Origin of the sequence: Nonomuraea fuscirosea (assembly GCF_003001935.1) — a bacterium.
In the GTDB taxonomy this organism is placed as follows: Bacteria; Actinomycetota; Actinomycetes; order Streptosporangiales; family Streptosporangiaceae; genus Nonomuraea; species Nonomuraea fuscirosea.
Map to the genome: position 1 here is coordinate 616,276 of NZ_PVNG01000002.1, position 24,091 is coordinate 640,366.

Sequence of the window (24,091 nt, forward strand, 5' to 3'; positions counted from 1 at the left end):
GGACGTCCGCGTGGCCCGCGCGGACCTCGGCGGGCTCGAACCCGTCAGCTCACGACGATCGTGGTCAGGGCCCGCGGTGGCAGCGTCACCGTGCGGCCCTTGATCGGGGCGGGCGTGAGCGAACGGGTCTCGTCGGTCACGTACGCCGCCGCCCGGCCGCGCACGCCCTGCCACGCGACGGGAGCGGTGCCGGTGTTGAGCGCCACCACCACCCGGGAGCCGTCACGGTTCTTGAAGGCTGAAACTTTCACCGCCGGATCGGCCGCCGACGCCTCCAGCCGCACCGCGCCCGGACGGATGAACCGGCTGTAGCCGGCCAGCGCCCACAGCCGTTTCGACACGTGGTACTGCTTGGCCGCGTCGTCGAGTTGCAGCAGCGCCCTGGTCGCCCCGCGCGAGCCGCCCAGCCAGTAGACGTACGCGCTGACCTGGCCCAGCGTGAGCGCGTCGTGCACGGCCTGGGCGATGGTGAGGCCGTCGTAGCCGCTGCCGTCGTCCCAGTTCTCGTTCCAGGTGTCGCCGTTGGGGTTCCACTCCGACATCCACGTCTTCCTGGCCGTCGGCAGCGGGCCGTCCACCGGGCTGGCGTAGGTGTGGCCCGTGTGCGTCTTCACCCAGCGGCGGGCCTCGGGGTCGGCCTCGATCGCCGCCGTGTACGCCTTCGCCTCGGTCCAGCCGAAGGAGTCGCAGCAGGCCAGCTTGACGTCCTTGGCGATCGGGCCGAGCACCTTGACGAAGTCGGCGGCCTGCTCGGGGGTGAAGCGCATCGAGGCGTACGTGGCCGTCCAGTCGGGCTCGTTCGTGAACCCCAGGTCGGTGATTTTGATGCCTTCACGGCGGTAGAACTTCGTGTAGGCGACCAGGTAGTTCGCGTACGCGCGCCGCCACTCGGGCAGCAGGGTGCCGCCGTTCTTGTCGTCGCCGTTGTCCTTCATGTAGCCGGGGGCGCTCCAGGCGTCGGCGAAGAAGCGTTCGACGCCGTACCGCTTGGCCTCCTTGGCCACCCAGACCTGGCTGTTGTCGTCGCCGTCCCACACGTACTTCGGCGGGGCGTCGGGGCCGCCGGGGTTCTCGGGCTGGATCGACACCATGTGGTCGTACGGGCTGCCGGCGGGGGAGGAGCCGATGCCGAGCCGCAGGATGCTCAGACCGGCCCCCTTCCGGCGGTCGAACCACAGGTCGAGGACCTCCCGCTGCTGGGCCGGAGACAGGGCGGCGAGCAGTTCGTTGCGGCGGAAGGCCTGGGAGATGCCGAAGCCGTCGATCTCCTGGTGCCGGACGCGCTCGTTCACGGTGATGGCGGGCGGGCCGGCGGGGGGTGTGGGATGCACGGCGGGGAGGCCGAGCAGCGAGATGGCGACGAGTCCTCGTAACATGGCGCCTCCGAAAATTTCGGGCTCGTGACGATATGTTTCGCCGATCGCCGGAACCGTAAGCTCGCGGAGGCTCCCCCGTCAATAAGCGCCGTCAACCGTGGAGTCGACGGCTGCGTCAAGTGACTCGGCGGCCGGAGCGCCCGCGGACTTTCAGCGGGGCGGTCCGGCCGACGCGCGGCTACTGGTGGGTGGACTCGGCGCGCTCCTTGATGGTCAGGAGCCGGCGGCGGGTGGTGAGGAAGTCGCCGAGGTCCGTGGCCGCGAGGTAGGTGGTGCCGCGCACGTTCGGCTCGGCGCGGACGCGTGTGCGGAAGATCAGCCGGGTTCCGCCGTCCACCTCGCGCAGGGAGACGGAGCAGGTGGTGGTGGCGTCGGCGCCGCGCATGGCCAGGACGAGCGTGTGCGGGGGGTCGATCCGCTCCACGATGAACGCGTTGCCGTCGTTCCGGCCGAGCAGCACGTCACCGACCTTGAGCCCCTGCCCGGCGGGCTCCTCCCCGGGGGTGCCGGCCGAGGGGGCGGAGGCGGGCCGGTCGGTCCCGGCGCCGGGGCGGTCGCCGGCGAGCTCGATCAGCCAGGGCCAGACGCCGGCCGGCGGAGCCGCCACCGTGATCGCGCGGGTGGCCTGGTACTGCGCGCGGCCGGCCAGGTCGTCGCCGGGCATCTCCGCGTGGACCTCGCGTTCGTCGGCGCCCCAGCGCAGCTGCCAGGGCCGGAGCGCGAACAGGTAGCCTGCCGCCGCTCCGGTCGCGAGCCTGAACAGCGAGCGCGGCACGAGCGAGAACATACGGTCTCCTTCGTTCGGCTGTCGGAACGCCCAGTCTCCGACGGGGACCGCGCCGGATCAACTCGGTAGCCCCCCGTCAGGGGAGTGCGTCCGGTGGTGGGGTGACGGGTGCGCCGGGGGCGGGCGGGTCCGGGCTGATGATGAAGTCCTCCGGCCACATCGTGAGCTGGATCCCGGCCCCCGCCCCGATGACGACGTCGTGCAGGTTGCCCCGTTCCAGCTTCGGGATCAGGAACAGCTCGTCGTCCCGGTTGACCGGATCCGCGCGCAGCCAGGCGTCGAAGCCGTCGAAGTCCGCGAACCCCGCCGCCAGGTACGGCACGATCCGCCGGAACAGCTTCGGCCACATCACCAGCCGTTCCAGCTCGGCCAGATCCCGCACGGTGGCCGCGCCGTCCGGGTCGGCGTCCGAGCGCGGCCACAGCCCTGAGCCCTTGCGCCTGGCCGCCTGCGACGCCTCCGCCAGATGCGCCCGCAGGTCCGCGGGCAACGTGGCGTAGAACGCCGGGTAGGCGAGCCCGGCGCCCAGCAACTGCGCGTTCGCGGAACGATCGGCCATCGGCCCGTCCACGAACACGGTGGTCCCGTCCGGGTCCAGATGGTCACCGGCGTAGCAGAACGCGATCATGCGGCCGTTGGCGTCGATTCCGTTGCTGAGCACGTGGCCGCGCAGGGAGTCCTGGTCGGCCGAGCGCACCCGGTTGGGCAGGTCCTCCCAGAAGGTCACGTTCGTGAAGCCGAGCAGCCGCAGCAGCTCGTCGCGGGCCGCGTAGGCGCCGTCCTCCTCCTGGTGGGTCTCCGCGAAGTGGGTCTCCAGGGCGTCGATCGCCTCCAGCCGCGCGGAGACGCCGCGCGCGGTGATCGCCGCCGGCCGGCCGGAGCGCCGGGGCAGCGCCTCGACCAGGGCGGGCGTGTCAGGCTTGAACTTGACGGTGTCGCCGTCGGGCTCGGGGCCCTGACGCGGCCGGTCCGGATACCGGATCACGAAGCTGCCGCGGATCAGGGTGTACGTCATGATGGCCCCCCATCGGTGTCGGTTTGTCCCCCGACAGGTCGCCAGCGGAGCGTAACTCGCCGGAACAGCCCGGTCCATGGACGGCGCGGCCGGGCACGGCAGTGTGGCGGGTCGTGGCAGCACTACGGGATCGCCGCCGGTGCGGCGGTTCGGGCCGGCTCAGCGCTTGGGCTTGCGCCGGTGGCGGCGGGAGTCGGCCCGCTCGGCCGGTTTGTCGGGACGGCTCGCGCCGCGACCGCCGTCGCCGCCGTGACCGGCGTGGCCGGCATCGCGGCCGCGACCGCCGCGAGCGTCCTGGCCGCCGCGACCGCCCTGTCCGCCGTGGCCGCCGTGGCCGACGCCGGCCGGGGGAGGGCCGTAGCCGAAGGTGCCCATCATGCCCTGTTCCTGGTGGTAGAGGTTGTGGCAGTGGAACATCCATTCGCCGGGATTGTCGGCTTTCACGTCGATGTTCAGACGCTCGCGCGGCTTGATGTTCACGGTGTCCTTGCGCGGCCCGCCCCACCCCGTGCCGCGCAGCTGGAAGGTGTGGCCGTGCAGGTGCATCGGGTGCCACATCGGCGACTGGTTGTCCAGGACGATCCTGATCGTCTCGCCCCGCTCGACGCGCAGCCGCATCGGGTCGTTCGCCAGCCGGTCGTTCATCGTCCACTCGTTGCCCGACGGCCGCATGCCGAGCGTCACCGTCACCCGCCTGGCCGGGCGCGGGAGCTCGTCGGAGCCGCGGGCCTCCAGGTCGGCGTAGGTGAGGATGCGCCCGTCCAGCTCGGGCAGCCGGACGTTCCTGTTCGGGGTGGCGGCGATCTTCGTCGTACGGACGACGGCGAACGCCCGCGCCCGCTTGCCCTCCGCCTCCGCCACCAGCGGGAACGCCCCCGGCCCCAGCCGGACGAGGAAGTCGTACCGCTCGCCCATGCCGATGAGGAACGTGTCCACCGTGACCGGCCGGCACGGGAAGCCGTCGGTGTGCGTGATGGCGATGCGGTGCCCGCCGAGCGCCACCCGGAACGGCGTGTCCGCCGCCGCGTTGATCATCCGGAACCGGACCAGCCGCCCCGGACGGCTGGTGAACACCGCGGGCGCGTCCGGCGTGCGGCCGTTGACCAGGTGGTACGGATGGACCAGCTCGCCCACGACCCCGCCCAGCAGGTCGCTGCGCAGGGTGTCGTCGTGCTCGGTGCTGGCGTTCAGCCGGCGCAGCGCGTCGTCGGGCGTGCCCGAGATCCCGTCGAGCCAGTCGTCGAGCACGACCGTGAACTCCTCGTCGTACCCGAGCGGCTCGCGCGGGTCCTCGACGATCAGCGGCCCGTACAGGCCGCGGTCGTTCTGCATGCCGACGTGCGAGTGGTAGAAGTACGTGCCCGGATCGGGGACCTCGAAGACGTAGTCGAACGTGCCGCCAGGCCGGGTCGCCTGCTGGGTGTAGCCGGGGGCGCCGTCCATCCGGGGGTCGATCCTGATGCCGTGCCAGTGCACGGTGGTCGGCGCGGGCAGGTCGTTGACGAGCCTGGCCCGGACGATGCCGCCGGCGGTGGCCTCGATGCGCGGCCCGGGCAGCGACTCCCCGTAGGCCCAGGTGGAGACGGTACGCCGCCCCAGCGAGACCGACGCGGGACGCGCCCGCAACGTCACCCCGCGCGCGGGCCGCGCCGCCCTGCCCGCGCCTTCGGCGCTCCCGGCGAGCCCAGCGCCCCCAGCGCCCCCAGCGCCCCCAGCGCCCCCGGTGGCCGCCCGAGCGGCGGCCGGGGTGGCGCCCAGGGCGGCGAACATGCCGGTGACGAACAACCTGCGAGAAACCGGACCCCGCGCGCGTGCCGAACCATTCACAACAGATCCCCCCATCCACCTGGCAAGGTAACCGAGAGTGATCAAGAAATCCGCGCGCCACGCTCCAGCGGCACGCGAGCCGCCTCCGTCCCGAGCGGGTGACGCCCATCCGGAATCGGCTCTTGATCCGGGCGCAGGGCGCGGCATACGGTGTTAATCGATTCACATCGCCCGTGAGCCGGGGGATGAACATCCTCCCTAGGCTGACCTGTCCACCGAGATCCGGCCTCCGAAATTACCCTAATGTCCTGTAGGAATGCTAGGTTATTCGACTAACATGAGACCAACAGCGCGACAAGTGGCCGAACTGGCGAACGTGTCAGTGGCGACCGTCTCCTACGTGCTCAGCGGCAGGAACCGTCCGGTCGCCGCCGAGACCAGGCAGCGGGTGCTCGACGCCGCCAGACAGCTCGGCTACACCCCCGACCAGGCCGCCAGGAGCCTGCGCAAGCGCCGCACCCAGCGGGTCTGCCTGGTGCTCAGCTCGTTCGGCGGCGTGCCGAGCGACGAGCGGCTGGCCACCGACCTGCACGAGATGGCCGACGCGCGGGGTTACTCCGTGGTGTCGCTGTCCGTCTACTCCGAGGCCCGCGCGAAGTCCGCGGTCGAGGTGCTGCGCGGCGGCATCGCCGACGGCGCCCTGGTCAACCTCGGCGGCGACCACCTCACCCGCGACCTGCTCGCCGGCCTGGCCGGCACGGGGCTGCCGCTGGTGGTGATGAGCAACGAGAGCGGGCTCGCGGGCTGCGACGTCGTCCGCACGCCCGAGGCCGAGGCGACCGCGGAGGCGGTCGGGCACCTGCTGGGCAGCGGGCGCCGGCGGGTCGCGTTCATGGCGCACCGGCACGAGGTCTACCGGGATCGGCCCGCGGGGCGGCTGCTCGGCTACACCACGGCCCTCGACCGGCACGGCGTCGAGGAGCGGATCGTCACCGGGGGCGCGGACGACCGCGTCTCGGCGTACCAGACGGCGACCGAGCTGCTGAGCTCGCCCGACCGGCCCGACGCGATCTTCGCCGCCTCCGACCGGGCCGCGATCAGCGCCATCTGGGCGGCCAGGGACCTCGGGCTGAGCGTGCCGGGGGACGTCGCGATCGTCGGCGCGGGCAACATCGACGAGGGTCTCATCAGCAATCCGCCGCTCAGCACCGTCGGCCCGCTCCGGCACGACTACACCGACGTCGTACGCCTGCTCTTCGACCGCCTCCAGGCCGAGGAGCCGCCGCCCGCCCGCGAGATCGTCCGTTCGTGGACCTTCATCCGGCGGGGCTCGTCCTAGAAGGGAAATCCGAGATGCCCTCCCACCCCTCACGCCGTGACCTGTTCCGTCTCGCCGGGGCGGCCGCCGCCGTTCCGGTGCTGGCGTCCTGCGCTGGAGCGCCCACCACGCAGAGCGCCGCCCCCGGCACCTTCACCGTCTACTGGAACGCCGGCCACGACTACCAGGCCTACCGCAAGGTGATCGCCGAGTTCGAGCAGGCCAACAAGGTCAAGGTCAACCTGCAGAAGTACCAGTGGCCCGACCTGCGGACCAGGCTGCTGGCCGACTTCGCCTCCGGGACCGTTCCCGACCTGGTGGAGGAGCCCGGCGGATGGGTGCAGGAGTTCGCGATCTCCGGCAACGCCCGCTCGCTGCAGGACTACGTCGACCGCGACGGCGAGGCGATGGGCTTCCCCTCCGACTGGCAGCCGGTGACGGTCGAGCGCAACTCCTACCAGGGCAAGGTGTACGGGGTGCAGCTGCACCTGACCTGCAACACGCTGCTCTACAACCAGGCCATGCTCCGCGACGCGGGCGTGGCGGTGCCCACCACCTGGGAGGAGTTCCTCGACGCGGCCAAGAAGCTGACCGGGGACGGCGTCCACGGCGTGGCGCTCAACCAGGACTACACCTACCTGTGGCCGTGGATGGTGCAGGCCGGCGTCACCCCGTACGACCCGGAGACCGGCAAGGTGATGACCCCGATCGCGGACGCGGTCGCCGCGCTCCAGTTCCAGGCCGACCTCGTGCACAAGCACAAGGTCGCCCCGGTGCCGGTGTCCGGCACCGACTACTCGGGCCCGCAGAAGCTGTTCTCCGCCGGGCGCGCCGCGATGATCCTCACCGGCCCCTGGGACCTGGAGCCGATCAGGAAGACCAGCCCGGACATCGACCTGGGCGTCGCGCCGCCGCTCAAGCACAAGGTCGCGGCCACGCAGGCGGCCGGGGTCAGCATGTTCGTGCCGGCCAAGGCGGCCAGGCCCGACCTGTCGTGGGACTTCATCAAGCGCGTCACCGCCCTCGACGTCGAACGGGCCGCCACCAAGGAGACCGGCATGCTCATGCCGCGCGTCTCCTGGGCCGAGCTGCCCGAGGTGCGCTCGGACGCGGCGCTCAAGGTCTTCGCCGACGCGCTCCCCGACGCCAGGGACTCCTCCCAGCAGGTACGCCTGACCGGAAAGCTGGGCAAGTGGGAGGAGGCGCTCAAGGTCATGTACCAGCAGGTGCTGATCCAGAACCAGCCGGCGGACGAGACGCTGCGCAGGTTCGCCGCGAGCGCCGAGAGCTTCCTGAAGTGAGGCCCCGCACGCCGCCTGCCCCCGCCGCGCACCGGTCCGCCACGTCCCGTGGCCTTGCCGCGCACCGGCCCCGCCCCGGTGGCCTCGCCGTGTTCCGGCCGCGCACGCTGCAGGGCCGGTACGCCAGGACCGCCTACCTGTTCCTGCTGCCCGCGATCCTGTTCTTCGCCGCCTTCTTCTACCTGCCGATCGGCAACGTGGTCGCCACCGGCTTCCGCACGGGCCCGATGGCCGACCAGTGGGCCGGCCTGGACAACTACGGCCAGGCCCTGTCCGATCCGGCCGTCCGGCACTCGTTCCTGGTCACGGCCGGGTTCGCCGTGATGGTGGTGGCCGGGTCGATCGTCATCGGGCTGGCCCTGGCCATGGCGATCGACCAGCCGCTCAGGGGCCGGGTGCTGTTCCGGGTGCTGCTGCTGGTGCCGTACCTGACCTCCGTGGCCATCGTCGGCCTGCTGTGGCGCAACATCCTCGACCCCGAACTCGGCGTGCTGAACCGGGTGCTGGGCGCGATGGGCCTGCCGGGACAGACCTGGCTCAACACCGCGCCGCTGCTCACGATCGCCGCCGTCACCCTCTGGCAGAGCGTCGGCTACACGATGGTGCTGTTCCTGGCCGGGCTGCAGGGCATCCCGGAGACCTACCACGAGGCCGCGAAGATCGACGGGGCCGACGCCTGGCGCCGCTTCTGGCGGATCACGCTGCCGCTGCTCGCCCCGACCACGCTGTTCGTGTCGGTGATGGCGGTCATCTCGGGGCTGCAGGCGTTCGGGCAGGCGTACATCATCACCGGCGGCGGCCCTGGCGACGCCACCGACCTGTCGGTCTTCCACATCTTCAACGTCGCCTTCCGTACCAGGGACTTCGGCTACTCCTCGGCGCAGTCGGTGCTGCTGCTGATCGTGATCGTGGCCTTCACCCTGGTCCAGCTCAGGGCGGGGCGGCGCGGGGAGGTGACGTACTGATGCGCAGGCCGCTGCTCTACACCCTGCTCGGCCTGGCCTGCCTGGTCACGGTCCTGCCGCTGCTCTACATGGTCTCGCTGTCGCTGCAGACGGAGGCGGAGACGCTGGCGGCCGACGCCGTCCTGTGGCCGGACGCGCCGCAGTGGGGCAACTACGCCGAGCTGTTCGCGCGGGCGCCGTTCGGCGACTTCATCGTCAACAGCCTCGTCGTGGCCGGCTGCATCACGCTGGCGCACCTGCTGTTCGACCCGCTCGTCGGGTACGTCTTCGCCAAGTTCCGCTTCCCGCTGCGCAACACGCTGTTCGTGGCGTTGCTGGCCACGCTGATGGTGCCGTTCTTCGTGCGGATGATCCCGCTGTACGTGCTGATGGCCAACCTGGGGTGGCTCGACACGTACCAGGGGCTGATCACGCCGTTCCTCATGGACGCGTTCGGCATCTTCCTCATGCGGCAGTTCATCCAGCCCATCCCCGACGACCTGATCAGCGCGGCCCGCATCGACGGCGCCTCCGAGCTGCGGATCTACCGCAGCGTCATCCTGCCGCAGACGCGGCCGGCGCTGGCCGTGCTCGGGCTGTTCACCTTCGTCTTCCAGTGGAACGAGTTCCTCTGGCCGCTGGTCGCCACCAGCACGCCCGAGATGCGCACCATTCCGGTCGGGCTCACCCTGTTCAACCAGGAGTACTTCACGCTGTGGCACCTGACGGCGGCCGGCTCGGTGATCCTCTTCGTCCCCACCGCCGTCCTGTTCGTCCTGACCCAGCGCTACTTCGTCCGCGGCATCGCCCTGACCGGCCTCAAATAAGGAGTTCCAGCATCTTGCGCCCGAACGTGATCGTCGTCTTCACCGACCAGCAGCGGTGGGACACCGTCGGTCCCTTCACCCCGAACCTCGACCGGATGGCCAGGCACGGCACGCAGGCCACGGTGGCGATCACCCCGCAGCCGGTGTGCGCGCCCGCCCGCGCCGCCCTGCAGACGGGCCGCTATCCGACCACGACCGGCGTGCACCGCAACGGCCGCGTGCTGCCGCCGGAGGAGCGCACGCTGGCGCACCACTTCGGCGCGGCCGGCTACGCCACCGGCTACATCGGCAAGTGGCACCTGGCCGGCACCGAGCCGGTCCCCGAGGAGCGGCGCGGCGGCTACCGGTCGTGGCTGGGCGCCAACGCCCTTGAGCACACCTCCGACGCCTACCGGACGATCGTCTACGACGAGGCGAACGAGCCCGTCCTGCTGCCCGGCTACCGCTCCGACGCGCTGATGGACGCGGCCGTGCGGTTCGTCGCCGACCACGCCGGCGAGCCGTTCTTCCTCTTCCTGTCGCTGCTGGAGCCGCACCACCAGAACGAGACGGACGACTACCCGGCCCCCGACGGCTACGAGGAGCGCCACCAGGGCCGCTGGATGCCGCCGGACCTGGCCGCGCTCGGCGGGACCGCGCACCGGCACATGGGCGGCTACCTGGGCCAGGTCAAACGCCTGGACGAAGGGCTCGGCCGGCTGCTCGACGCGCTGCGCAGCATGGACCTGCTGGACGACACGATCGTGGCCTACACCTCCGACCACGGCAACCACTTCAAGACTCGCAACGGCGAGTACAAGCGCTCCTGCCACGACGCCTCCCTGCGGGTGCCGCTGGCGCTGCGCGGGCCCGGCTTCGACGGCGGCGGCGCGATCGGCCGGCCGGTCAGCACCCTCGACCTGCCGCCGACGCTGCTGGACGCCGCCGGGCTGGACGTGCCGGCGGAGATGCAGGGCCGCTCGTTCCTGCCGCTGGTGCGCGACTCCCGCGCCGACTGGCCGGAGGAGGTCTTCTTCCAGGTGAGCGAGTCGGAGGTGGGGCGCGGCATCCGCACCTCGCGGTGGAAGTACTACGCCGTCGCCGAGGGCGCCGACCCGTGGGACGTCCCGGCCGCCGACCGCTACCGGGAGCAGGCGCTCTACGACCTGGAGCACGATCCGTACGAGCTGGTCAACCTGGCGGGGTACGGCTCGCACGCCGAGGTCGCCGCCGGGCTGCGGGAGCGGCTGGTGCGGCGGATCGTGGCGGCGGGCGAGGCCGAGCCGGTCGTCGAGCCGGCCGTGGCGCGGGCGGGGCGCGAGCAGGCGATGCCCGACCCGGAGGTACGGCTCCGCGGCCCGAAACCAGTCCGTTTCGGCCACCAGCCCCGTTCCTGAACAGCCCTCTCCCTGAACAGCCCTGTCCCTGAACAGCCCGCCCCTGGACAGCCCCGCTCATAGGGCCGCCCCGCGCCTCTCCGGGAGGAGGCGCGGGGCGGCCGGGGTTCAGCTCGCGGAGACCGCGGGCCCGTGGGTGTGCGCCTCGGCGGCGCCGCTCCGGGCCGCCGGCGCCGGCGGGGTGGTGCCGATCGTGCCGGTGTCGAAGGCGTACCGGCCCGCGAGGGTCGCGATGGCGTCGGAGTTCACGTCCAGCGCCTTGTCGTTGATGTTCTTGATGGTGTCGCAGGAGCTGTGGTAGCAGGGGTCGAGCGGGATGCCGGCCGTGCCGCCGAAGATCGCCGCCTCCTCCTCGGTCTTGCGCACCTCGGCGCCGGTGAACAGGCCGCCCGACGGGATGCCGACCGCGATGAACGGCCCGTAGTCGGAGCGCCCGGTGAACGCCGTCGCCGTGAAGGGCTGCCCGCGCTTGGCGAAGAACTTCTCGAAGTCCTCCTCGATCACGTCGGATCCGGGCGGCCCGGCGGTGCCGAAGGCGTCACCGTCGCCGTCGTAGATGCCGAACGTGTAGTTGGGCGAGCCGATCATGTCGAAGTTCAGGTACAGCGTGATCTTGTCCCGCTGCTCCGGCGTCAGCGTGTCCACGTAGTGCTGCGAGCCGAGCAGGCCGAACTCCTCGGCGCCCCAGAAGGCGAAGCGCAGCTGGTTCTTCGGCTTGATCTTGGCCATCTGCAGCGCGACCTCCAGGGTGCCGGCGCTGCCCGAGCCGTTGTCGTTGATGCCGGGGCCCTCCTGGACGCTGTCCAGGTGCGCGCCGAGCATGACGACGTTGTCCGGGTCGCCCTTCCTGCTCTGCGCGATCACGTTGTAGGTGGTCCTGGTCTCCACGATCGGGTCCCAGTTCATCTTGACCGTGCTGCCGGCCGCGGCCAGCTCCTGGCCGACGGCGAAGCTGGCGAAGAACGACGGGATCGTCACGCCGGGCCCGCCCAGCGTCGGGTTGAGGTCGACCTCCGTACGGCCCTCCTGCCCCTCGTTGAAGACGATGGCGCCGGAGGCGCCGGCGGCCATGGCGTTGTCCACCTTGACGCGGAAGTTGCAGGTGCCGCGCTGCATGAGCGCGATGTTTCCGGCCGTGAACCCGGCGAAGTCGGCGGCCTCGCAGCCCGAGGTCGAGGAGTTCGGCTCACCCGGCGGCAGCACGAGGTCCACGTTCTGGACGGTGCCGGTGACGCCGCCGGCGGGGGAGTCCACCATCGCGACGTAGTCGCTGAAGAACCCGTACGTGTACGACTTGGGCGTCCCGTCGGTCTTCTGCAGCACGGGCGGCGTGATGTAGCCCTCGAAGGTGAACTCGAAGGGCTGGATCGTCACGTCGTACCCGGCGTGGCGCAGTTTGCCGGCCACGTAGTCGCGGGAGGCGTCGAACCCGCGCGTCCCCGAGACACGGGTGTTGTCGTTCGCGGAGGCGATGGCCTGGAACGCCTTCAGGTGCTTCTTGACGTTCTTGCCGGAGACCGCCTTGACCAGCTTGTCCACGGCGTCCTTGGGTCCGTGCCCCTGTCCGGGACCGGGTCCGTGTCCGTGTCCGGGCCCGTGCCCGTGTCCGGGTCCTTGGGCGCCGGCGGGGGAGGCGATGGCCAGAGGCGACAGGGCCACGGCGGCGGCGGTGATGGCGCCGAGCACGCCCTTACGTAAGCGGGAACGCATGCTTGCTCCTCGAACGTGGACGGTGAATCGGGTCAAAATGCGCACGTGCCCCCGAAACGTATTCATCGGCGGGGTGATAGGGAAGATTGACCGCGTATCCGTTGCATCACGGACCTGGAACGTCGCACTCGAAACGGGGAACCGCATGTCCATCTCCCTCCCGTCCACCGGCACCGTCACCCTCGGCGGCAAGACCGTGCACCGCCTCGGCTACGGGGCCATGAGCCTCACGGGGCCCGGCGTCTGGGGGCCGCCGCGCGATCACGACGAGGCGATCAGGGTGCTGCGCCGGGTGGTCGAGCTGGGCGTGAACTTCATCGACACCGCCGACTCGTACGGGCCCTACGTCAACGAGGAGCTCATCCGCGAGGCGCTGCACCCCTACCCGGAGGACCTGCTGATCGCGACGAAGGCCGGGTTCGTGCGCACGGGGCCGGGCCAGTGGCATCCGGTGGGGCGGCCGGAATACCTGCGGCAGGAGGTCGAGATGAGCCTGCGCCGGCTCGGCGCCGAGCGGCTCGGCCTGCTGCAGCTGCACCGCGTGGACCCGCGGGTGCCGCTGGAGGAGCAGGTGGGCGAGCTGAAGGCGCTGCGGGACGAGGGCAAGATCGCCGATATCGGCCTGTCGGAGGTGACCGTCGACGTGTTGGAACGGGCCCGCCGCGTCACCGGCATCGCCAGTGTCCAGAACCGCTACAACCTCACCCTGCGCGACTCCGAGGAGGTGCTGGAGCACTGCGAGCGGGAGGGGATCGTGTTCATCCCCTACAGCCCCGTCGCCAAGGGGGCGCTGGCCGGGTCGGGCAGCCCGGTCCAGCACGTCGCCAAGGCCGTCGGGGCGACGCCCTCGCAGGTGGCCCTGGCCTGGCTGCTGGCCCGCTCGCCGGTGGTCGCGCCGATCCCCGGCACCTCGTCGATCGCGCACCTGGAGGAGAACCTGGGGGCCTCGACGGTGACGCTGACGGACGAGCAGGTGCGCGAGCTCGGCTGAGCGGGCCGGCCCTCCCCGGACGGAGGGCCGGCCCGCCTGCCGACCGGCCGCTCATTCCGATCGGCCGGTCACGCGGCCGGCCGGACAGCGGATCAGCCGGTGGGCTGGTCGGCCGATCAGCCGGTGCCGCCGATCGGCCGGTTCGTGACCGGCCGATCGGGTCTGCCGCCGGTCAGCCCAGGCCGTTGCGCATGGCCGTGAGCAGTTCGGCGTTCGTGGTGTCACCGCTGAGCTCCCAGAAGAACGCGCCGCCGAGGCCCTGGTTCTTCGAGTAGCTCATCTTGCCGCCGATGGTGGCCGGCGTGTCGTAGCTCCACCACTGGTTGCCGCAGTACGCGTACGCCGTCCCGCCGACCGTGCCGGTGGCCGGGCAGCGCGTCTTGAGCACCTTGTAGTCCTCGATGCCCTGCTCGTACGTCCCCGGCGCGGGCCCGGAGGCCGAGCCGCCCGGCGCGGCCTGCGAGACCCCGGCCCAGCCGCGGCCGTAGAAGCCGATCCCGAGCAGCAGTTTGCTCGCCGGCACGCCCTTGCTCTTGAGCTTCTGGATGGCGGCGTCGGAGTGGAAGTTCGCGGTCGGGATGCCGTTGTAGGAGGTCAGCGGCGAGTGCGGAGCCGTCGGTCCCTGCGGGGCGAAGGCGCCGAAGTAGTCGTAGGTCATGACGTTGTACCAGTCCAGGTACTGCGCGGCGCCGCCGTAGTCGGCCGCGTCGATCTTGCCGCCGTTGGTGCCGTCGGCGGTGATCGCGGCGGTGACCAGGTAGTTGGAGCCGAAGCGCGAGCGCAGCGCCGACATGACGTTCCTGAACGCGGCGGGGCCGCTGCTGTCGCAGGTCAGGCCGCAGGCGTTCGGGTACTCCCAGTCGATGTCGATGCCATCGAACACGTCCGCCCAGCGCGGGTCCTCCAGCAGGTTGTAGCAGGAGTCGGCGAAGGCCGCCGGGTTCTGGGCCGCCTGGCCGAAGCCGCCGGACCAGGTCCAGCCGCCGAAGGAGAACAGCACCTTCAGGTGGGGGTGCTTCTTCTTGAGCTTGCGCAGCTGGTTGAAGCTGCCGCGCAGCGCGCCCGCGTCCCAGGTGTCGGCGACGCCGTCCACGCTCTCGTTCGCCTGGTAGAAGCGGTCGTAGTCGGCGTAGCTGTCGCCGATCGTGCACTGGCCGTTCTGCACGTTGCCGAAGGCGTAGTTGATGTGGGTGAGCTTGGCCGCCGAGCCGCTGGTGTCGATGTTCTTGACGTGGTAGCCGCGCTGGTAGACGCCCCACTGCACGAAGTAGCCGAGGACCTTGTTACCCCCGCCGCCTCCGCCGCCCGTGGTGGTGGCGCTGACGCTGTTGCTCTCGCCGGAGCGGTTGCCGGCGGCGTCGCGGGCGCGGACGGTGTAGCTGTAGCCGGTGCCGGCGTTCAGGCCGGTGTTGGTGTAGGTGGTGCCGGTGACGGTGGTGACGAGGCTGCCGCCGCGGTAGACCTCGTAGCCGGTGACGCCGACGTTGTCGGTGGCGGCGTTCCAGGCCAGGGCGACGCTGTTGTTGGTGACGCCGGTCGAGCGCAGGTTGCCCGGCACGGAGGGCGCGGTGGTGTCGCCGCCTCCGCCGCCCGAGGTCGTCGCGCTGACGCTGTTGCTCTCGCCGGAGCGGTTGCTGGCGGCGTCGCGGGCGCGGACGGTGAAGGTGTAGCTGGTGCCGGCGTTCAGGCCGGTGTTGGTGTACGTGGTGCCGGTGACGGTGGTGACGAGGCTGCCGCCGCGGTAGACCTCGTAGCCGGTGACGCCGACGTTGTCGGTGGCGGCGTTCCAGGCCAGGGCGACGCTGTTGTTGGTGACGCCGGTCGAACGGAGGTTGCCCGGCGCCGAGGGCGCGGTGGTGTCGCCTCCGCCGCCGCCTGTGGTCCGCCACAGCGCCGGGACGTTCGGGGGCTCCCAGCCGGGCTGGGAGGTGTGGCTCTGGACGCACTCGTACTCGACGCCGTTGTACGTGACGCGCGTGCCCGCCGTGTAGGCCGTCCACGCCGCCCAGTCGGCGAGGACGGCCTGCGCCGAGGCCAGCGCCTGCGGCGGCGCGACGGCCAGGGCCGTGAGGGGAAGTGCCAGCGCCGCCAGCACCGCGAGGAGCTTGCTCAGGATCTTGTGTCTCATGACGCTCCGACATCCGGTTGGGGGGTGTGAGGGGGGTGAAGGATGCCAACTATTAGGAAAGTTTCCTTTAAGTTATGAGACGACCGTAGTTCCTGCCTGGGGTGCCGTCAATATGTGCGGTCAATATGTGAAGTCGCGCAGTAAGCCCGAGTAGCGCTTCGGCCGCGGCGGCGCGTACTCGCCGCGCGCGCTGGTCCGCAGGCCGAGCGCCACCAGTGACTCGGCGAAGCGGGTGGCCGCGCTGACGCCGTCGATCACCGGCACCGACGTCGCCCGCGACACCTCGGCGCAGAAGTCGGCCATGCCCGCGCACCCCAGCACCAGCGCGTCGCTGCCGTCCCGCTCGACGGCCTCGGCGCAGAGCCGGATCACCGCCGCGCGGGCGGAGGGCCGCTCCAGGTCGAGGACCGGGATGTCGCTGGCGTGCACGCCTCTGCAGGCGGTGGCGAAGCCGTAGCGGTGGGCCAGGTCCCAGGCCCGGCCCACGGTCCTGGACAGGGTCGTCACCACGCTGAAGCCGCGGCCGAGCATGGTGGCGGCGTGCATGGCCGCCTCCGCGATCCCGAGCACCGGGCCCATGGCCAGCTCCCTGGCGGCGTCCAGGCCGGGGTCGCCGAAGCAGGCGATCACGTACGCGTCCACACCCTCACGCTCGCCCGCCGCCACCTCCGCCAGCACTCCCGGCACCGCCAGCGCCTCGTCGTAGTGGCTCTCGATCGACTCGGGGCCCATGGACGGGCTGACGGTCGTCACGGTGGTCGACGGGGACGCCACCGCCCTGGCGCACCGACCGATCGCGTCGGTCATGGCCAGGGCGGTGTTCGGGTTGATCACTTTGATGTGCGTCATGCGGCGGTGATCCTGGGGTTGCGGCGCTCCAGGGCGATCATGGCCACGAAGCCCAGCCCGCAGCCGATGAACCAGCTGTAGTCGGCGATCCAGGTCACGTCCACCGCCGTGACCAGCTTCGGCACCAGCACCGACGCGATCGCGGGCCCGCCGCTGGCGACCGTGGCCCAGACCGCGTTGGGGTTGTAGCCGCGGCTGAACCAGTAGCGCCCGCCCGGGTCCATCGTGAACAGCTCGTCCACCGACACCCGCTGCCGGGCGCAGACGTAGTAGCCGGCGATCAGGATGCCGAACAGCGGCCCGATCAGCGCGCCCAGCAGGCCGAGCGTGTAGTGGATGGCGTCGGGGTTGCCGTACCAGTTCCACGGCGTGAGCAGCACCGAGCCGACCGCCGCGATCATCCCGCCGGTACGCCAGCTGATCCGCTGCGGGCTGACGTTGGAGAAGTCGAAGGCCGGGGAGATGAAGTTCGCCACGATGTTGATGCCCACGGTCGCGACGACGAACGTCAGGCCGCCGAGCAGGATCGCGAAGGGTGTGTCGATGCGCTGCACGGTGTGGATCGGGTCGGTGATCAGCTCGCCGAAGACCGGCACCGTGGCCGACGCCGTGATCACCGTGAGCAGGGAGAAGAACAGGAAGTTGATCGGCAGGCCGAGGAAGTTGCCCCGCTTGACCGCCTCGAAGCTGCGCCCGTAGCGGGAGAAGTCGCCGAAGTTGAGCATCGGCCCGGAGAAGTACGACACGACCAGGGCGATCGCGCTCAGCATCACCGGGATCGACTCGGCGAACCCGAGGCTGTCGCCCTGCGACAGGTCCAGGCTGATGTTCTCCCAGCCCGCCTGGCTGACCAGGTAGCCGGCCAGGACCAGCATGACCACGTACACGGCCGGGCCGGCCCAGTCCACGAAGCGGCGGATCGCGTCCATGCCGCGCCAGAACACCGCCGCCTGCGCCAGCCAGAGGATGGCGTAGCAGATGTAGCCGAGCGCGGACAGGCCGAGGAAGGTCGGCTCGTTCAGCGCCGCGGTGGCGGGCCAGAACTTCAGGAAGATGATGATGAGCGACTGCGAGGCCAGGTACGTCTGCACGCCGTACCAGGCGATGGCGATGGCGCCGCGCACGATGGCCGGGATGTTGGCGCCCAGCACGCCGAAGACGGCGCGGTTGATCACCGGGTACGGCACCCCGGTCACCTGGCTCGGCCTGGCCACCAGGTTGCAGAAGACGTTGACGATGACGATGCCCGCGAGCAGCGCGAACAGCACCTGCCAGCTGGCCAGGCCGAGCGCGAACAGGCTGCCCGCGGTCACGTAGCCGCCGACGCTGTGCACGTCGGACATCCAGAAGGCGAAGATGTTGTACGACGACCAGGTCTGCTTCTTCAGCGGGGCCAGGTCCTCGTTGGTGAGCCGGGGGTCGTAGGACGGCGGGGACGTGGTGACGGCGGGTTGTGTCATCTGCGGCATCCTTGGGGGGTGGGTACGCGTTCGCCGGAGTGTTAAGTGATGACTTAACACCTAGGTCGAATGTAAGCCCGGACACCCGGGCGCTGATTGCGGCCGTGTTAACAATTGACGATGGGGGCCCATGGACCTGGAAGCGCTCGGCGGCGAACGTCTCGGCCGGCGGCTGCGCGAGCTGCGCGCCGGGTCGGGCAAGTCGCTGCGGGCGGTGGCCCGTGAGCTGGGCATCTCGGCCAGCGCGGTGTCCCAGATCGAGCGCGGGACGATGCGCCCGTCCGTCAGCCGGCTGATCGCCTACACGGCCGCCATCGGCGTGCCGCTGGCGGCCGTCTTCGAGGAGCCCTCCGCCGCTGGGTCCTCCGCTGGGGCCACTGGCCGATCCGCCGCCGGGTCCGCCGCCGGGTCCGCCGCCGGGACCACTGCCGGGTCCGCTGCTGGGGCCGCCTCAGGGTCCGTCGCCGGGTCCGTTTCCAGGCCCGCGCCCGTGCCCGGCCTCGCCGTGCGGCGGGCGGGGGAGGTGGCGCCGATCGTGCTCGGCGGCGGGGTCTCGTTCCGCCGGCTGTCGCCGGGGGCGACGCCGGACGTCGAGTTCTTCGAGTCCACGTACCCGCCGCACGCCGTCTCCACCGCTCACGGGAGCTTCCTGCGGCACGAGGGGTACGAGGTCGGGACGGTCACGGCGGGGGAGCTGACGATCGAGTTCGAGTCGGAGGTGGTCACCCTGGCGGCGGGCGACTCGATCACGTTCCCGTGCAGCCGGCCGCATAGCATCGGCAACCGCTCCGCCACCGTCACCGCGGTCGCGACCTGGCTCATCGTGCACGCCCGCTGAACGGCAGGCGTGACCGCGCGCGTGGCGGGGGAGGCCACAGTGTGGCGGAGAACCCGAGACTGCGAGGAGGCCCGTCATGGCCGTGCTGTTGCTGGGGACCTTCGACACCAAGGGCGCCGAGTACGCCCACGTCCGTGACCTGGTCACGGCGGCGGGACAGGAGGTGGTCCTGCTCGACGCGGGCGTCCTGGGAGCCCCGCCCCCGGACGCGGGGGCCGGCCCGGGGACGGGGACTGGCACGGCGACTGGCACGGGGACGGGAACTGGCACGGGGACGGGCACGCAGGCGGGGTCCGGGGCCGGCACGGGGGCGAGCGCACGGGCCGGAGGCGGGCCGGGGCTGGAGGCCGGCTTCGGGGCGGCGGCGGTGGCCGAGGCGGGCGGGGCGCGGCTGGAGGAGCTGCGCGGAGCGGGAGATCGCGGCCGCGCTCTGGAGGTCATGGCGGCCGGGGCCGCGGCCATCGCGAAGGACCTGCACGCCCAAGGCCGGCTGAGCGGCGTGCTGGCGCTCGGCGGCAGCGGCGGGTCCTCGATCGCCGCCGCCGTGATGCGGGTCCTGCCCGTGGGCCTGCCGAAGCTGCTGGTCTCCACCATGGCGAGCGGCGACGTGTCGGCGTACGTGGGGCAGAGCGACGTGACGCTCATGTACAGCGTCGTCGACGTGGCCGGGATCAACTCGATCTCCCGCCAGATCCTCGGCAACGCGGCGGCCGCGATCAGCGCGATGGCGGCGGCCTACGACACCCGCGCCGCCGACGCTTCCCGCGGCGCCCGGGCTTCCTCCGACGCCGGCACCTCCCGGGACGCCCGCGCCGCCGCCGGGCTCTCGGGGGAGGGGGAGCGGCCGCTGGTCGCCGCGACCATGTTCGGCGTCACCACGCCCGCCGTGGACGCCGCCCGCGCCCGGCTGGAGGAGCTGGGTTACGAGGTGCTCGTCTTCCACGCCACCGGCTCCGGCGGCCGGGCCATGGAGGCGCTGGTCGCGAGCGGATACTTCGCGGGCGTGCTCGACCTGACCACCACCGAGCTGGCGGACGAGCTCGTCGGCGGCGTCCTGTCCGCCGGCCCCGACCGCCTGACCGCCGCCGGCGCCGCCGGAGTGCCGCAGGTCGTCAGCCTGGGCGCGGTGGACATGGTGAACTTCGGCCCGATGGACACCGTCCCCGAGCGGTTCGCGCGGCGCCGGCTGCTGGTGCACAACCCGACCGTGACGCTGATGCGGACGACCCCCGCCGAGAACGCCGAGATCGGCCGGACCATCGGCGTCAAACTGGCCGCCGCCACCGGGCCGGTCACGCTCTTCCTCCCGCGCGGCGGCGTCTCCGCCGTGGACGTCGAAGGCGGCCCCTTCCACGACCCGGAGGCCGACGCCGCCTGCTTCGACGCCGTCCTGCGCGCCGTCGCGGGCAGCGCGGTGGAGGTGGTGGAGAGCCAGGACGACATCAACCGGCCGGGATTCGCGGTGGCCGCCGCCGACCGGCTGCACGAGCTGATCCAGAAAGGAGCGGCATGAATCGCGACGAGGCGCTCGCCAGGCTGCACGCCGAACGCAAGGCGGGCCGGCTCATCATCGGGGCCGGCGCGGGCACCGGGCTGTCGGCCAAGGCGGCCGAGACCGGCGGCGTGGACCTGATCATCATCTACAACTCCGGCCGGTTCCGGATGGCCGGGCGCGGCTCACTGGCCGGGCTGCTGCCGTACGGGGACGCCAACGCCATCGTGGTCGAGATGGCCGGCGAGGTGCTCCCGGTGGTCAGGGACACCCCCGTGCTCGCCGGGGTCTGCGGCACCGACCCGTTCCGGCTGATGCCGCGGTTCCTCGACCAGCTGGCCGCGATGGGCTTCGCCGGCGTGCAGAACTTCCCCACCGTCGGCCTCATCGACGGCGTCTTCCGGGCGAACCTGGAGGAGACCGGCATGGGGTTCGGCCTGGAGATCGAGATGATCCGGCTGGCCGCCGAGCGCGGCCTGCTCACCGCCCCCTACGTGTTCACCGCCGAGCAGGCCGAGGCGATGGCGCGGGCGGGCGCCGACATCCTGGTGCCGCACATGGGCCTGACCACCAAGGGCAGCATCGGCGCCAAGACCGCGCTGACCCTCGACGAGTCGGCCGCCCGCGTCCAGGAGATGCGTGACGCCGCCGTCGCGGTGAACCCCGACGTCATCGTGTTGTGTCACGGCGGCCCGATCGCCGAGCCCGACGACGTCCGCTACATCCAGGAGCGCACCTCCGGCGTGGCCGGCTTCTTCGGCGCCTCCTCGATGGAACGCCTGCCCGCGGAGCGGGCCATCGCCGACCAGCTCAGGGCCTTCAAGGGCCTGCCCGCCTAGGAAAGGGTCCCATGCACCGCGAACCGAACTCCGTTCCCACGATGCTCTTCGACTGGGGCTCGATCAAATGGCACGTGACGCCCGGCAGCGTGCCCGGCGCCTCGTCCACGCTCGGCGAGGTGGTGATCAACCCGAACCGGGGTCACGACCGCCACCTGCACCCGCACTCCGACGAGATCCTCTACATCATCGAAGGGGAGGGGCGTCAGACGGTCGGTGACGACCCGGAGTTCGTGGTCAAGGCCGGTGACGCCGTCTGGATCCCCATGGGGACGCTGCACTCGACGTTCAACACCGGCTGGCGGCCCTTGCGGATCATCGCCACGTACACGCCGGGAGGCGCGGAGGAGGCGCTGCGCGACCTGCCGGACTTCATCGAGCTGGCACCCGGCGAGCACCCCACCTGGGAGGTCGGCCCGCCGAGCTGAGGCTCCACCGAGCTGAGGCCCGGCGGCTCAGGGGCGGGGGTAGAGCGTGCCGTCGAAGAGCTTGCGCGCGGTGCGGACGTTCGCGGCCCGCAGCGCGGTGGGCGGGCTCGTGGACAGGTCGAGCTCCACCTCCACCTGGAGATGCCCGGTGGGATGCTCGACGTCCACCCGGCTGCCCGCGGGCAGCCGGGCGTACCGGCGCGCCACCCCGTTCTCCAGCAGCGCCGCCGTCACGACGCTGACGGCCCCCAGCACGCCGATCGCCGCGTGCGGCCTGAGCGGGATGAACGTACGGGTGCACAGCGCCCCGCCGTCCCTGGGCGGGGCCACCAGCGTGGTCTTCGGCACCGGCCGGCCCGTCACGTCACCGAGCCCCATGAGCCGGCCGGCCTGCAGGCGCAGCGACTGCACCCGTTCGCGCAGCTTCTCGTCGGCGGCCAGCTCCTCGTGCGGCTCGTACCCGGTGATCCCCAGGTCCTCGGCCGCCGCCACCACGACCGGCATGCCGTTGTCGACGCACGTCACCTCGACGCCGTCGATCACGTCCACCTCGCGGCCGGTCGGCAGCAGGCCGCCGGTGGCCGAGCCCGCCGTGTCCTCGAACCCGAGCACGACGGCCGCGGCCGTTCCCGGCACCCCGGAGATGGCGGTGCCGCCCCGGTAGCCGACGCGCCCGCCGGGCGTGGGGAAGCTCGCGGTGGCCGCGCCGCCGGAGTTGAGCAGGCGGATGCGCACCTCGGTGTGCTCGCGGCCCGGCGTGACCAGCCCGCGTTCGACGGCGAACGGGCCGACGCCGGCCAGCAGGTTCCCGCAGTTCTGCGCCGCCGAGACCACCGGCTCGTCCACGGCCACCTGGAGGAACAGGTAGTCGAGGTCGGCCGAAGGATCGGCGCTCGGCGACACCACGGCGACCTTGCTGGTCAGCGGATGCGCGCCGCCGATGCCGTCGATCTGGCGCGGGTCGGGGCTCCCCAGGGCGCGCAGCAGCAGGTCGTCGCGCTCCACGGGATCGGCGGGCAGGTCGGACGCCAGGAAGTACGCGCCCTTCGAGGTGCCGCCGCGCATCAGCATGCAGCGCACGCCCTCATCGTCCGCTGTCATCGATCACCGCCAAGGGTCACCGCCATCGGTCACCGGTGCCGGTCGCCGCATGGGTCACGTTCATCGGTCAGGTTCATCGATCACTGTCGTACTCCTCCGCGCTCACGTACGTGATGCCGAGCTCGGGCAGGCGTTCGCGCAGGCCGTAGCGGTCGAGGCCGAGTTCGCCCTTCTCGAACGCCTCCCGCGTCGCCGCCTCCTTGGCGGCCCGCGCGGCGGAGGCTTCGATGCCCCGCTCCAGGTCCTGGCGCGGGCACACGAGCACCCCGTCGTCGTCGGCGATGATCGGGTCGCCGGGCCGGACGAGCTGCCCGCCGATCGTGACCGGCACGTTCACCGCGCCCGCCGTCGCCTTCACCGTGCCCTGCGCGCTGACCGCCGCGCTCCACGCGGGAAAGCCCATCGCCCGCAGCTCCCCCACGTCGCGCACACCCGCGTCGATCACCACGCCGCGCACGCCGCGGTGGCGCAGCGCGGTCGCGAACAACTCCCCGAACATGCCGTCCGTGCACGGCGACGTCGTGGTGACGACCAGGAGATCGCCCTCCTGGCACTGCTCGACCGCGACGTGGATCATCAGGTTGTCGCCCGGCCAGCACACCGCGGTGACCGCGTTGCCGCCCGTCCGCGCGCCCGGCCAGGCGGGACGCAATCCGGGGCCGAGGTAGCCGGTGCGGCCGAGGGCCTCGTGCACGGTCGCGACGCCGTACGAGGCCAGCGTGTCGATGCGGTCGACGGGCGCCCGCGTGATGCCGGTGACGACCACGTTCCTCATGCGAGCACGTCCGTGACCTGCGGGTAGAGCCGCATGTACGCCTCGCCCATGGTGTCGTGCGCCAGCCCCAGATTGGGGCCCGCGTTGCGCTTGAGCTGCACCCCGCGCCGCTTGGCCAGGTCGGTGTAGTAGTCCCACATGTGCTGCTGGGCCGGCAGGCACTCCATGGCCTTGCGCTTCCTGTCGAACACCGGGGTGATGTCGAGCAGCAGGTCGGGCTTGAAGTCGCACTGCTCGGGCTGGTGCGGCTCGAAGAAGAACACCGGTGGCGCGCCGAGCGGCGCGCCGGGCGCGTCGTAGCCGGCGGCCTGCGCCAGCACGCGCGCCTGCAACGCCATGCGGGCCGCCGCCGGATGGTCGCCGTTGTACGGATCGGCCAGCGGATGGGTCAGCACCACCTCCGGTTCGAGCTCCCGGTAGACCCGGACGAGCCGGTCGACCAGCTCCGGGCTCTCGATCAGCGGGTAGTCGCCGGCGTCGAAGAACTCGATCTCCGCGCCCAGCGCCGCGGCGGCGTTCTGCGCCTCCTCGCGGCGGATCGCCTTGATCTCGTCGAGCGTACGGCCGGCCCGCCACGCCTTCGCGGACTCGCCGCGTTCGCCGAAGCTGAGGCAGACCACCTTGGCGCGCTCGCCACGGCTGCTCGCGAGGGCGATCGCGCCGCCCGCGCGCCAGACGAAGTCGCCCGCGTGGGCACTGATCACCAGAAGGGTGCGGGAAGAGGTCTCTGCCGAGGTCACCCAGCCGACGCTAAAAGCCGATCGGCCGG

21 protein-coding genes are annotated in these 24,091 nt (G+C 71.8%); 10 read left to right on the forward strand and 11 right to left on the reverse strand.

From position 1 onward, the window contains the following. Window positions 1–44: 44 nt before the first annotated feature. From B0I32_RS06290 to B0I32_RS06305, 4 genes are all read right to left on the reverse strand, one after another. On the reverse strand, window positions 45–1,376 hold the full coding sequence (locus B0I32_RS06290) for a glycoside hydrolase family 30 protein (protein WP_106235764.1): 1,332 nt from the start codon (window positions 1,374–1,376) through the stop codon (window positions 45–47). A 178-nt stretch (window positions 1,377–1,554) separates the two neighbouring features. Continuing rightward, a complete protein-coding gene (locus B0I32_RS06295) occupies window positions 1,555–2,163 on the reverse strand; it encodes a hypothetical protein (RefSeq protein WP_106235766.1) in 609 nt (202 codons plus the stop codon). Window positions 2,164–2,239: 76 nt separating this feature from the next. After that, window positions 2,240–3,178 (reverse strand): thermonuclease family protein, encoded by a 939-nt coding sequence (locus B0I32_RS06300; RefSeq protein WP_181307075.1) that lies wholly within the window; start codon window positions 3,176–3,178, stop codon window positions 2,240–2,242. A gap of 159 nt (window positions 3,179–3,337) precedes the next feature. After that, the gene (locus B0I32_RS06305) at window positions 3,338–4,948 is read right to left on the reverse strand and encodes a multicopper oxidase family protein (protein ID WP_245955633.1); all 1,611 of its coding nucleotides are present in this window, start codon (window positions 4,946–4,948) and stop codon (window positions 3,338–3,340) included. 334 nt (window positions 4,949–5,282) lie between these two features. Here B0I32_RS06305 and B0I32_RS06310 point away from each other — a divergent pair, with 334 nt between their 5' ends. From B0I32_RS06310 to B0I32_RS06330, 5 genes are all read left to right on the forward strand, one after another. Next, window positions 5,283–6,284 carry a LacI family DNA-binding transcriptional regulator gene (locus B0I32_RS06310; protein WP_106235770.1) on the forward strand — a complete coding sequence of 334 codons (1,002 nt, stop codon included), beginning with the start codon at window positions 5,283–5,285 and terminating at the stop codon, window positions 6,282–6,284. A gap of 14 nt (window positions 6,285–6,298) precedes the next feature. Next, entirely contained in the window at window positions 6,299–7,564 is a 1,266-nt protein-coding gene (locus B0I32_RS06315; RefSeq protein WP_106235771.1) for an ABC transporter substrate-binding protein, read from the forward strand. Window positions 7,565–7,653: 89 nt separating this feature from the next. Further along, window positions 7,654–8,529 carry a carbohydrate ABC transporter permease gene (locus B0I32_RS06320; protein WP_106235773.1) on the forward strand — a complete coding sequence of 292 codons (876 nt, stop codon included), beginning with the start codon at window positions 7,654–7,656 and terminating at the stop codon, window positions 8,527–8,529. Continuing rightward, on the forward strand, window positions 8,529–9,335 hold the full coding sequence (locus tag B0I32_RS06325) for a carbohydrate ABC transporter permease (protein ID WP_106235775.1): 807 nt from the start codon (window positions 8,529–8,531) through the stop codon (window positions 9,333–9,335). The genes B0I32_RS06320 and B0I32_RS06325 overlap by 1 nt, the downstream gene beginning before the upstream one ends. A gap of 14 nt (window positions 9,336–9,349) precedes the next feature. After that, window positions 9,350–10,711, forward strand: a complete 1,362-nt coding sequence (locus B0I32_RS06330) for a sulfatase family protein (protein WP_181307076.1) — start codon at window positions 9,350–9,352, stop codon at window positions 10,709–10,711. A 108-nt stretch (window positions 10,712–10,819) separates the two neighbouring features. Here B0I32_RS06330 and B0I32_RS06335 read toward each other — a convergent pair whose 3' ends face one another. Then, window positions 10,820–12,421, reverse strand: a complete 1,602-nt coding sequence (locus B0I32_RS06335; RefSeq protein WP_106235777.1) for a M28 family metallopeptidase — start codon at window positions 12,419–12,421, stop codon at window positions 10,820–10,822. A 145-nt stretch (window positions 12,422–12,566) separates the two neighbouring features. Here B0I32_RS06335 and B0I32_RS06340 point away from each other — a divergent pair, with 145 nt between their 5' ends. Then, entirely contained in the window at window positions 12,567–13,412 is an 846-nt protein-coding gene (locus B0I32_RS06340; protein ID WP_106235779.1) for an aldo/keto reductase, read from the forward strand. 172 nt (window positions 13,413–13,584) lie between these two features. On the opposite strand, the gene B0I32_RS06345 is transcribed toward B0I32_RS06340, so the two are convergent. The 3 genes from B0I32_RS06345 to B0I32_RS06355 form a co-directional block, all read right to left on the reverse strand. Continuing rightward, the gene (locus B0I32_RS06345) at window positions 13,585–15,540 is read right to left on the reverse strand and encodes a glycosyl hydrolase family 18 protein (protein WP_106235781.1); all 1,956 of its coding nucleotides are present in this window, start codon (window positions 15,538–15,540) and stop codon (window positions 13,585–13,587) included. A 120-nt stretch (window positions 15,541–15,660) separates the two neighbouring features. After that, window positions 15,661–16,389 (reverse strand): aspartate/glutamate racemase family protein, encoded by a 729-nt coding sequence (locus B0I32_RS06350; RefSeq protein ID WP_106235783.1) that lies wholly within the window; start codon window positions 16,387–16,389, stop codon window positions 15,661–15,663. Next, window positions 16,386–17,849 carry an NCS1 family nucleobase:cation symporter-1 gene (locus tag B0I32_RS06355; protein WP_219911665.1) on the reverse strand — a complete coding sequence of 488 codons (1,464 nt, stop codon included), beginning with the start codon at window positions 17,847–17,849 and terminating at the stop codon, window positions 16,386–16,388. The genes B0I32_RS06350 and B0I32_RS06355 overlap by 4 nt, the downstream gene beginning before the upstream one ends. A gap of 130 nt (window positions 17,850–17,979) precedes the next feature. Here B0I32_RS06355 and B0I32_RS58760 point away from each other — a divergent pair, with 130 nt between their 5' ends. From B0I32_RS58760 to B0I32_RS06375, 4 genes are all read left to right on the forward strand, one after another. Next, on the forward strand, window positions 17,980–18,687 hold the full coding sequence (locus B0I32_RS58760) for a helix-turn-helix domain-containing protein (protein WP_106235787.1): 708 nt from the start codon (window positions 17,980–17,982) through the stop codon (window positions 18,685–18,687). Window positions 18,688–18,763: 76 nt separating this feature from the next. Beyond that, the gene (locus tag B0I32_RS06365) at window positions 18,764–20,200 is read left to right on the forward strand and encodes a Tm-1-like ATP-binding domain-containing protein (protein ID WP_106235789.1); all 1,437 of its coding nucleotides are present in this window, start codon (window positions 18,764–18,766) and stop codon (window positions 20,198–20,200) included. Beyond that, window positions 20,197–21,018, forward strand: a complete 822-nt coding sequence (locus B0I32_RS06370; protein WP_106235790.1) for a phosphoenolpyruvate hydrolase family protein — start codon at window positions 20,197–20,199, stop codon at window positions 21,016–21,018. Before B0I32_RS06365 ends, B0I32_RS06370 begins: the two co-directional genes overlap by 4 nt. An 11-nt stretch (window positions 21,019–21,029) precedes the next feature. After that, the gene (locus B0I32_RS06375; protein WP_106235792.1) at window positions 21,030–21,446 is read left to right on the forward strand and encodes a cupin domain-containing protein; all 417 of its coding nucleotides are present in this window, start codon (window positions 21,030–21,032) and stop codon (window positions 21,444–21,446) included. 27 nt (window positions 21,447–21,473) lie between these two features. Here the strand turns inward: B0I32_RS06375 and B0I32_RS06380 are convergent, their stop codons facing one another. The 3 genes from B0I32_RS06380 to B0I32_RS06390 form a co-directional block, all read right to left on the reverse strand. Further along, window positions 21,474–22,547, reverse strand: coding sequence for a 4-oxalomesaconate tautomerase (locus B0I32_RS06380; protein ID WP_106235794.1), 1,074 nt, complete (start codon window positions 22,545–22,547; stop codon window positions 21,474–21,476). 73 nt (window positions 22,548–22,620) lie between these two features. Next, window positions 22,621–23,322 (reverse strand): 4-carboxy-4-hydroxy-2-oxoadipate aldolase/oxaloacetate decarboxylase, encoded by a 702-nt coding sequence (locus tag B0I32_RS06385; RefSeq protein WP_106235796.1) that lies wholly within the window; start codon window positions 23,320–23,322, stop codon window positions 22,621–22,623. Beyond that, window positions 23,319–24,062, reverse strand: a complete 744-nt coding sequence (locus B0I32_RS06390; protein WP_106235797.1) for a PIG-L deacetylase family protein — start codon at window positions 24,060–24,062, stop codon at window positions 23,319–23,321. The genes B0I32_RS06385 and B0I32_RS06390 overlap by 4 nt, the downstream gene beginning before the upstream one ends. Window positions 24,063–24,091 lie beyond the last annotated feature (29 nt).

Excerpts from the sequence above, each read along its gene's own strand:
- B0I32_RS06290 (WP_106235764.1), bottom strand. The coding sequence starts at position 1,376 with ATGTTACGAGGACTCGTCGCCATCTCGCTGCTCGGCCTCCCCGCCGTG.
- B0I32_RS06295 (WP_106235766.1), bottom strand. The coding sequence starts at position 2,163 with ATGTTCTCGCTCGTGCCGCGCTCGCTGTTCAGGCTCGCGACCGGAGCG.
- B0I32_RS06300 (WP_181307075.1), bottom strand. The coding sequence starts at position 3,178 with ATGACGTACACCCTGATCCGCGGCAGCTTCGTGATCCGGTATCCGGAC.
- B0I32_RS06305 (WP_245955633.1), bottom strand. The coding sequence starts at position 4,948 with ATGTTCGCCGCCCTGGGCGCCACCCCGGCCGCCGCTCGGGCGGCCACC.
- B0I32_RS06310 (WP_106235770.1), top strand. The coding sequence starts at position 5,283 with ATGAGACCAACAGCGCGACAAGTGGCCGAACTGGCGAACGTGTCAGTG.
- B0I32_RS06315 (WP_106235771.1), top strand. The coding sequence starts at position 6,299 with ATGCCCTCCCACCCCTCACGCCGTGACCTGTTCCGTCTCGCCGGGGCG.
- B0I32_RS06325 (WP_106235775.1), top strand. The coding sequence starts at position 8,529 with ATGCGCAGGCCGCTGCTCTACACCCTGCTCGGCCTGGCCTGCCTGGTC.
- B0I32_RS06335 (WP_106235777.1), bottom strand. The coding sequence starts at position 12,421 with ATGCGTTCCCGCTTACGTAAGGGCGTGCTCGGCGCCATCACCGCCGCC.
- B0I32_RS06340 (WP_106235779.1), top strand. The coding sequence starts at position 12,567 with ATGTCCATCTCCCTCCCGTCCACCGGCACCGTCACCCTCGGCGGCAAG.
- B0I32_RS06345 (WP_106235781.1), bottom strand. The coding sequence starts at position 15,540 with ATGAGACACAAGATCCTGAGCAAGCTCCTCGCGGTGCTGGCGGCGCTG.
- B0I32_RS06350 (WP_106235783.1), bottom strand. The coding sequence starts at position 16,389 with ATGACGCACATCAAAGTGATCAACCCGAACACCGCCCTGGCCATGACC.
- B0I32_RS06355 (WP_219911665.1), bottom strand. The coding sequence starts at position 17,849 with ATGACACAACCCGCCGTCACCACGTCCCCGCCGTCCTACGACCCCCGG.
- B0I32_RS58760 (WP_106235787.1), top strand. The coding sequence starts at position 17,980 with ATGGACCTGGAAGCGCTCGGCGGCGAACGTCTCGGCCGGCGGCTGCGC.
- B0I32_RS06365 (WP_106235789.1), top strand. The coding sequence starts at position 18,764 with ATGGCCGTGCTGTTGCTGGGGACCTTCGACACCAAGGGCGCCGAGTAC.
- B0I32_RS06370 (WP_106235790.1), top strand. The coding sequence starts at position 20,197 with ATGAATCGCGACGAGGCGCTCGCCAGGCTGCACGCCGAACGCAAGGCG.
- B0I32_RS06375 (WP_106235792.1), top strand. The coding sequence starts at position 21,030 with ATGCACCGCGAACCGAACTCCGTTCCCACGATGCTCTTCGACTGGGGC.
- B0I32_RS06380 (WP_106235794.1), bottom strand. The coding sequence starts at position 22,547 with ATGACAGCGGACGATGAGGGCGTGCGCTGCATGCTGATGCGCGGCGGC.
- B0I32_RS06385 (WP_106235796.1), bottom strand. The coding sequence starts at position 23,322 with ATGAGGAACGTGGTCGTCACCGGCATCACGCGGGCGCCCGTCGACCGC.